Source organism: Niallia sp. HCP3S3_B10 (genome assembly GCF_052064465.1).
Classification (GTDB): domain Bacteria; phylum Bacillota; class Bacilli; order Bacillales; family Cytobacillaceae; genus Niallia; species Niallia hominis.
The window spans coordinates 45,496-51,900 of sequence record NZ_JBQHVO010000038.1 but is presented as its reverse complement, the minus strand read 5'-3'; the positions used below and the strand labels follow the sequence as shown (position 1 = coordinate 51,900).

The 6,405-nt window shown below is 36.5% G+C and carries 7 protein-coding genes; all 7 read right to left on the bottom strand.

What is annotated here, in order from left to right; all coding sequences use genetic code 11:
* Positions 1-253: 253 nt before the first annotated feature.
* The 7 genes from ACTNDN_RS16105 to mef(A) all read right to left on the bottom strand — a co-directional run bounded on the left by ACTNDN_RS16105 (position 254) and on the right by mef(A) (position 6,343).
* Positions 254-1,132 carry an AraC family transcriptional regulator gene (locus ACTNDN_RS16105; RefSeq protein ID WP_441131486.1) on the bottom strand — a complete coding sequence of 293 codons (879 nt, stop codon included), beginning with the start codon at positions 1,130-1,132 and terminating at the stop codon, positions 254-256.
* A 143-nt stretch (positions 1,133-1,275) separates the two neighbouring features.
* Positions 1,276-1,533, bottom strand: a complete 258-nt coding sequence (locus ACTNDN_RS16100; RefSeq protein WP_441131484.1) for a hypothetical protein — start codon at positions 1,531-1,533, stop codon at positions 1,276-1,278.
* 62 nt (positions 1,534-1,595) lie between these two features.
* Complete coding sequence (locus ACTNDN_RS16095; RefSeq protein ID WP_123779059.1) at positions 1,596-2,090, bottom strand: nucleotidyltransferase domain-containing protein; 495 nt, start codon at positions 2,088-2,090, stop codon at positions 1,596-1,598.
* Between the two features lie 196 nt (positions 2,091-2,286).
* Positions 2,287-2,925 carry a Vat family streptogramin A O-acetyltransferase gene (locus ACTNDN_RS16090; protein ID WP_441131482.1) on the bottom strand — a complete coding sequence of 213 codons (639 nt, stop codon included), beginning with the start codon at positions 2,923-2,925 and terminating at the stop codon, positions 2,287-2,289.
* Between the two features lie 34 nt (positions 2,926-2,959).
* Entirely contained in the window at positions 2,960-3,406 is a 447-nt protein-coding gene (locus ACTNDN_RS16085; protein WP_123779057.1) for a DUF5946 family protein, read from the bottom strand.
* A gap of 135 nt (positions 3,407-3,541) precedes the next feature.
* Complete coding sequence (gene msr(D), locus ACTNDN_RS16080) at positions 3,542-5,005, bottom strand: ABC-F type ribosomal protection protein Msr(D) (RefSeq protein WP_441131479.1); 1,464 nt, start codon at positions 5,003-5,005, stop codon at positions 3,542-3,544.
* A gap of 120 nt (positions 5,006-5,125) precedes the next feature.
* The gene (mef(A), locus tag ACTNDN_RS16075) at positions 5,126-6,343 is read right to left on the bottom strand and encodes a macrolide efflux MFS transporter Mef(A) (protein WP_128123316.1); all 1,218 of its coding nucleotides are present in this window, start codon (positions 6,341-6,343) and stop codon (positions 5,126-5,128) included.
* Positions 6,344-6,405: the final 62 nt, after the last annotated feature.

Here is a 6,405-nt window from a genome sequence, read left to right as displayed (position 1 = left end):
TGCCGCCCCGACATTTGTATAGAAGCATGATTTCCCCTTATCGGGAGCCTGCTTCTTCTTTTAAAATCATCTGCGATACTACCTCAACATGGCTCGAGAGGACAGAATGAATGTCATTTGAAGTTGCCCGTTCTCGGAAACATATCCACTACGTTTTTGGCACTGTCAGTAGACGGGAACATATCCACCAATCGTACCATTTACGAAAAGGGCACTCTTACTAGAGCGCCCTCAATCATAAACATTGATGTCATTAATAGTCTTTTTTCTTTACTGGAATCCAGATTTCGCTTCGATACTTTGGATTTCCAGTGTCTGGACTCTCATTCCATAAAATTTCAGGACCTTCAACCGCCTCGTATCCTGAAGATGGAAACCACTCTGAGTATATCCTACCCCACACATTTTGAAGTGTTTCCGGAAATGGTCCAATCGATTCAAATACAGCCCAGGTACTAGCATCAATTTTTAATACATCAAAATCTGCAGTTTCATTACTTGATGTTGCTACCCCGATGTAATGATCTAATTCTCCTTTCTCTTCCATTCTACCTTCTGAAAAATTAGTGGAAGCACTAATAATACCTGTAGGTTCTACATTTGAAATTGCTTTTAATTGATTAATAACATCCATGGTTAAAAGTTCATTCATTTTTGCAATCTCTGGATTGACACCTTCAAAAATAATTGGAACTCTCTTCTTAAATCCTACTAACTTAAAAGGTCCTTTCTCAACAATACGATAGTTCATTTCGCATCCTCCTTTAATTGATAATTGAAAGGTCATTCGAGGATAAGCTTTTAATTGTGTATTCTCACACCTTGCCTCAGAAGGGAGAAAGCCATGCAGAGAATGAAAAGCACGGGAAAATGAATCAGCCGAATTATAGCCATATTTGACGGCTACATCAATTATTCTCAAATCCCTATCTTTCAAATCAAGTGCAGCCAACGTCAGTCTTCTTCTCCGAATATATTCTGATAAACTTATTCCTGCTAAAAAAGAAAACATTCGCTTGAAATGATACTCCGAACAATATGCGATTTTAGATACTTCACTATAATCAATCTCCTCTGTTAAGTGCTCTTCAATATACTCCAATGCATTATTCATACTTCTTAAAGAATCCATCAAACAACCTCCTTTCATCATCAATATTATCAGGGGATGCATTTACCCGTCCGACAATCTGTGCACAGTATTGTCGATTCCCTTTCATGTAATTAGTATCGTTAAACTGAATTTATCTTTGGGATGTTTACCACAGGAATCCTTTACTTTTCTTCAGTGTGTCTTTCTTGCTGCAAAAATCCCTTTGCCTCGCTAAGGCGTAAATCCCAATATTTTTGCAAAAGGTAAATGATTTTCTCATCTTCAACTTTGGCTTCCTTCAGAGCCGCAGTTGCCTTTTCAATCCCAATGACTCTTTCTTCAAAGGCAGCTTCATCTAGCAATGCATTGCTATCTTCTCTTATTCGTTCCAACAGTTCACTTCCAAATCCCGAAAGGGAATCTCTAATTGAACGTGCCATATCTATTCCTCCTCTAAATTCTAATTTATTGCACTATTGATAGACAAATTGGAATTTGTCAGTTACTTGTATTCACTCGGAACAGGAATATTAAATCTCTCGCACAATAGTTTTACATCATGCATATCATTTTCATCATACTCATAGCCCAGATGAAATAATACTTGATTTTCAGCATCAATACATCTAACCATTTTATCGCCTATTTTCCCAATGCCACTAAACACTTTTGGTGGATATGCTTCTCCTTCAAAAACAATGTATCCTTTTTCGTTGAAATTAAATATATGAAGATCAATTACCCTACCTTTAGTATCCTTCCAAACCGTGTGAGATGTGGTGGTATATGCTTCTGTAACTTCCGCAAAGCCTTTTTCTTTTATTATTTCAATAAACTTTTTACTATTACTTTCTTCCACAAATAAATCAATATCATTGTGTGCTCTTGTTTCTTCTTCTAATAGTGCATCTACTCCCCAACCGCCATCAATCCATATGTTAATTCCATTTTCTTCAGCGTATGTTATTATCTCAATGGCATCAGTTTTACTTACCATGTAATCCCTCCGTTCAAATTAAATCTATAAGTGATAAATCTCAAAGCTATTTCTCCTTAATATAATGTCTATTGTTCCAATCAAAGCTAAAGATGAAGCTTGCCTTCTTTAGCTCGCAATAATTAGAGCTAAATCGAGGTTCCAGCACCCCCTAGATTTAAGTTCCCTTTTGTGCCGTGGTAGAAAGGCCCCAAGTCTAGGAATTTTTCATGAATTGCTCTAACCCTGCTTTGGATGTTAACATTTCAAGATTATTAAATATTTCCTCTTCGCTCCAGTTCCACCATTGTAGCTTTAGCAAGAATTCAATCTTTTCGTCACTAAAGCGTTTTTTGATAAACTTAGCTGGATTCCCACCATATATTGTATATGGCTCAACACTTTTCACTACTGTTGAATTAGCGGCAATAATCGCACCATCACCAATTTTAATACCCGGCATAATGGTAACATTTTGACCTATCCATACATCATTGCCAATCACTGTATCTCCCTTAAAAGGAAGTTGTTCAATTGTAGGAGTCACCTTTTCCCATCCATGGCCAAAGATATTAAAGGGATAGGTTGTAATTCCATCTATTCTATGATTTGCACCATTCATAATAAACTTAACACCCTCTGCAATTGCACAGAACTTTCCTATTATAAGTTTATCCCCTAGAAATTCGTAATGGTGCTCTATATTATCATAAAATTTCTCCGGTGTTTTTTTATTATCGCTATAATAGGTATTTTCCCCAATCTCCACATTGGGTCTTTTAGGTAGATTGCTTATAAAATAAACCGTCTTTATATTTTCATTTGGATAAAGTTTTTTCTTATCTGGTCCTATCATAAAATATTAGCTCCTTTAATCTTTAATTACTTCATTACCTTAATTCGTTTCTTATTTGCTCTTTCCATTTATTAATATTAACGATTGCATTTTGCTCCCGACCTAAATATATATCTTCAATTGTCATAGGCCAAAGTCTTAGTTCACGCTTTCTTGCGTTGCTTGGTAAAGGGTTTGTTATTTTGCTTAATGACTTTACTATTTCTCGATTTTTCTTAAGAATATATGGTGTATCCCAATCATTATCAAAAGCGTTAATAAAAAGATTTACTAAATTTGTATATCCTTCTTCAGTAAAATTCGAAGGATGCTGGATCATATAGCACGAAACAAGCCAAAAATGTAACTCATATAGCTTTGGATCATTATGCTCCCATACAAGAGGGAACCCGAATAGCTCATGGCATGAAAAACCATCGGTCTCTTTAGCTCCACATTCTATACATCTCCCAGATTTCATGACTGTGTTATTATCAACCACCTATAACCAACCTCCCTTATTTAAATTATTTTAATATTCATTAATGTAATGTTTGCCAAAGAAAAAAAGTCTTTTTACTTTAACAACGAAGCCGCCAGCCAGAGAAGACTATTCTGACCAGCGACTACCTTAAGTTTAATGTTTCAGATTTATTTTCTTATCACTAATTTCATAAATCACATCAGCCACATTATCAAGCAACCGTTTGTCATGGGTGATAAACACTATAGTTCCAGCATACTCCTTCATTAAAATTTCCAAAGCCTCTAAGCTTGGTATGTCAAGGAAGTTGCTTGGTTCATCCATTAGTAGGATGTTATATCTGCCCATAAGCATTTTAGCTAGCAACAATTTTATAATTTCTCCGCCGCTTAAAACAGATAAACTTTTCCCAATATCGTTTTGTTTAAACCCCATCGATGCTAGCACTGAACGAATTTCTGAAACATTGTAATCACTATCTTCCTGCATAAACTCCAATACTTTCTTATTACTGTCGTACTTGTAACCATTTTGTGCAAAGTAGCCTATTTTTGCCTTAGGTGAAATAGAAATTCCATCTTCATGGTTTAAGATCATTTTGATTAAAGTTGTTTTTCCTGTTCCATTACCACCAGTTAATGCCACTTTTGCGCCAAGCGGAATTTGAAAAGATACATTTTCAAACAATACTTTATCTCCAAATATTTTATTAATTCCCTTACCGACAATAGGATATGGATTGTGGAGCTCCAATGCTTTACTTTGCCTGAAACGAATCCTACGAATATCTTCTGGAGCTTCTACACTTCCTAAGGCCGCAATCCTATGTTCTAGGGATTTAGCGGCATTATGCATCTTTTTTTCCTTACTTCCTATTGATTTTTGATGAGCTAAACGCCCTCCGCCTTCAGTACTTTTTTTCTTTGAAGCACCTTTTGCCTTCTGTCCTATTTTACGAGCCTGTTTTCGCTTTTCCTCTGCAGCCCTTTCCAATCGGGCACGTTCCGCAACAAATTGTTCGTATTCTGCAGCTTGGCTCCTGCGTTCTTCTTCTTTCTGGCGAAGATAATCAGAATAGTTTCCCCAATACTCAGTGATTTTGCCATCTTTCAGTTCCCATATTTTATCTACTACCTCATCAAGAAAATAACGGTCATGGCTAATAACTAACAGTGCACCTGTAAAATATTTTAACTGTCCAATTAGAAAATCAATTCCTTCACGGTCTAAATGACTCGTAGGTTCATCCGCTAAAATACCATGAACCTGTGCTGATAAAGCCTGTGCTATTTTAAGCCTTGTTTCTTCACCACCGCTCATGGTCTGTATATCTAATTGTTCAACACCAAGCTTTCCTACAAGTGCAAAATCTTTTTCTTTCTGCAAAGTTACTTCGTCCAACTGAGGGATATAGGCAAGTTCACCCAGACGATTTAATTTACATCCTGGGGGAGTTAATTCTCCTAAAAGTACCTTGAGTAGAGTGCTTTTCCCTGCACCATTTGCTCCCACTAAACCAATACGGTCATAGTCATATACTTCTAATTCATCTATATCTAAAACATCGCGTCCTTTGAATTCCACACGAATGTCTTTTGCTTTTAATATCAATTCCATAACATTATCCTCCTGTCTATAATCGCATGTTTTCATTTGCTTGTACGCAGGGAAAACCCTGCGATTTAAGCAGGAAGAATTACATGAAAATAAGATACATAAATATCCCTCCAATATTGTTTATTTTAAATCTAATTTTCTAACCTCAGTTATCATGGGGCAAACTATAGCAATGCCAATAATTAAAATACCTGATAGTAAAAACCAATGATTTACACCGATCCTATCAGCAAAGAACCCAGAAAGAATTAACCCAATTGGCATTGCAAGTGACATGATACTTCCGGTCAAAGAAAATACACGTCCTAAATATTCAGGCTTAATTTTCTCCTGAAAAAGAGCTGTTTGCACACCGCTATAAAACGGCACCGAAAGCCCCATTATTGCACAGCAAACTACAAATATAACAAATCCACTTGGAGGAAGTATTCCTGAAACGGCTAAACTGGCCCCCATTATAAAAAACGAACCTGTTATTAGTAGTACACGCTTTTTGAAACTTCCTAATCTCCCCAATAGTAAGCCTCCTACTAGCATTCCAGATGCAAAAGCGATTTCGGTAATAGAAATATGCACAGGTGTTCCATTAAAGTATTCCATGCTTATTAAAGGAAATAGTGCATTAATTGGCATATAAACAAAAGTATATATTGTTCCTAAGAGTAATAAGGCAAATAATCCTTTGTTTTGTCTCAGTACGACAATTCCTTCTTTCATTTCTCTTATGAAATTTGGTTTCAAGCTTTGCACTTGATCGCCCAGCTTAGGAATCCGTACAATTGCCACCGTAATAGACGCAATCACAGCACCTAATACATCGATGGCAATAATAGCATTTAATTCCCAAACAGAATATAACAATGCTGCAACCGCTGGACTAACAATATAGCTTATAGACTGCAAAGACTGACTATAGCCTGCGCATTTCGTAAGCTGCTCTTCTGGTACTAAAAGTGGCGTAACTGCATTGAGTGCTGGGGTATGAAAAGCTGTTCCAACGCTGCGGATAAACAATACTACCATAACCATCCAGACAGGTAACTCCATATACAATGCAACAATAGCCAGCACTGCCCCAGCTGCTGCGATAATTAAATCAGCACCAATCATTATCTTCTTCCTATCATGACGATCCACTAATACACCTATGGCAGGTCCAAAGACAGCATAGGGTAAAAAACCTACTAGTGAAGCCATAGACAAGACCATCGCAGATCCTGTTTTTTCTGTAAGGTAAAAAATAATCGCCATTTGCAGGATAGCACTAGTGATTAAAGAAACTGCCTGCCCTGCCCATATTGTAATAAACTTAAGTTTCCAATTGTTGTATTTTTCCATTTATATTTTCTCCTGCATAATTATTTTGCTTGAATTTCTATTTTGAATAGCATTCTAGGCAA

Excerpts from the sequence above, each read along its gene's own strand:
- ACTNDN_RS16105 (WP_441131486.1), bottom strand. The coding sequence starts at position 1,132 with ATGGATTCTTTAAGAAGTATGAATAATGCATTGGAGTATATTGAAGAG.
- ACTNDN_RS16100 (WP_441131484.1), bottom strand. The coding sequence starts at position 1,533 with ATGGCACGTTCAATTAGAGATTCCCTTTCGGGATTTGGAAGTGAACTG.
- ACTNDN_RS16095 (WP_123779059.1), bottom strand. The coding sequence starts at position 2,090 with ATGGTAAGTAAAACTGATGCCATTGAGATAATAACATACGCTGAAGAA.
- ACTNDN_RS16090 (WP_441131482.1), bottom strand. The coding sequence starts at position 2,925 with ATGATAGGACCAGATAAGAAAAAACTTTATCCAAATGAAAATATAAAG.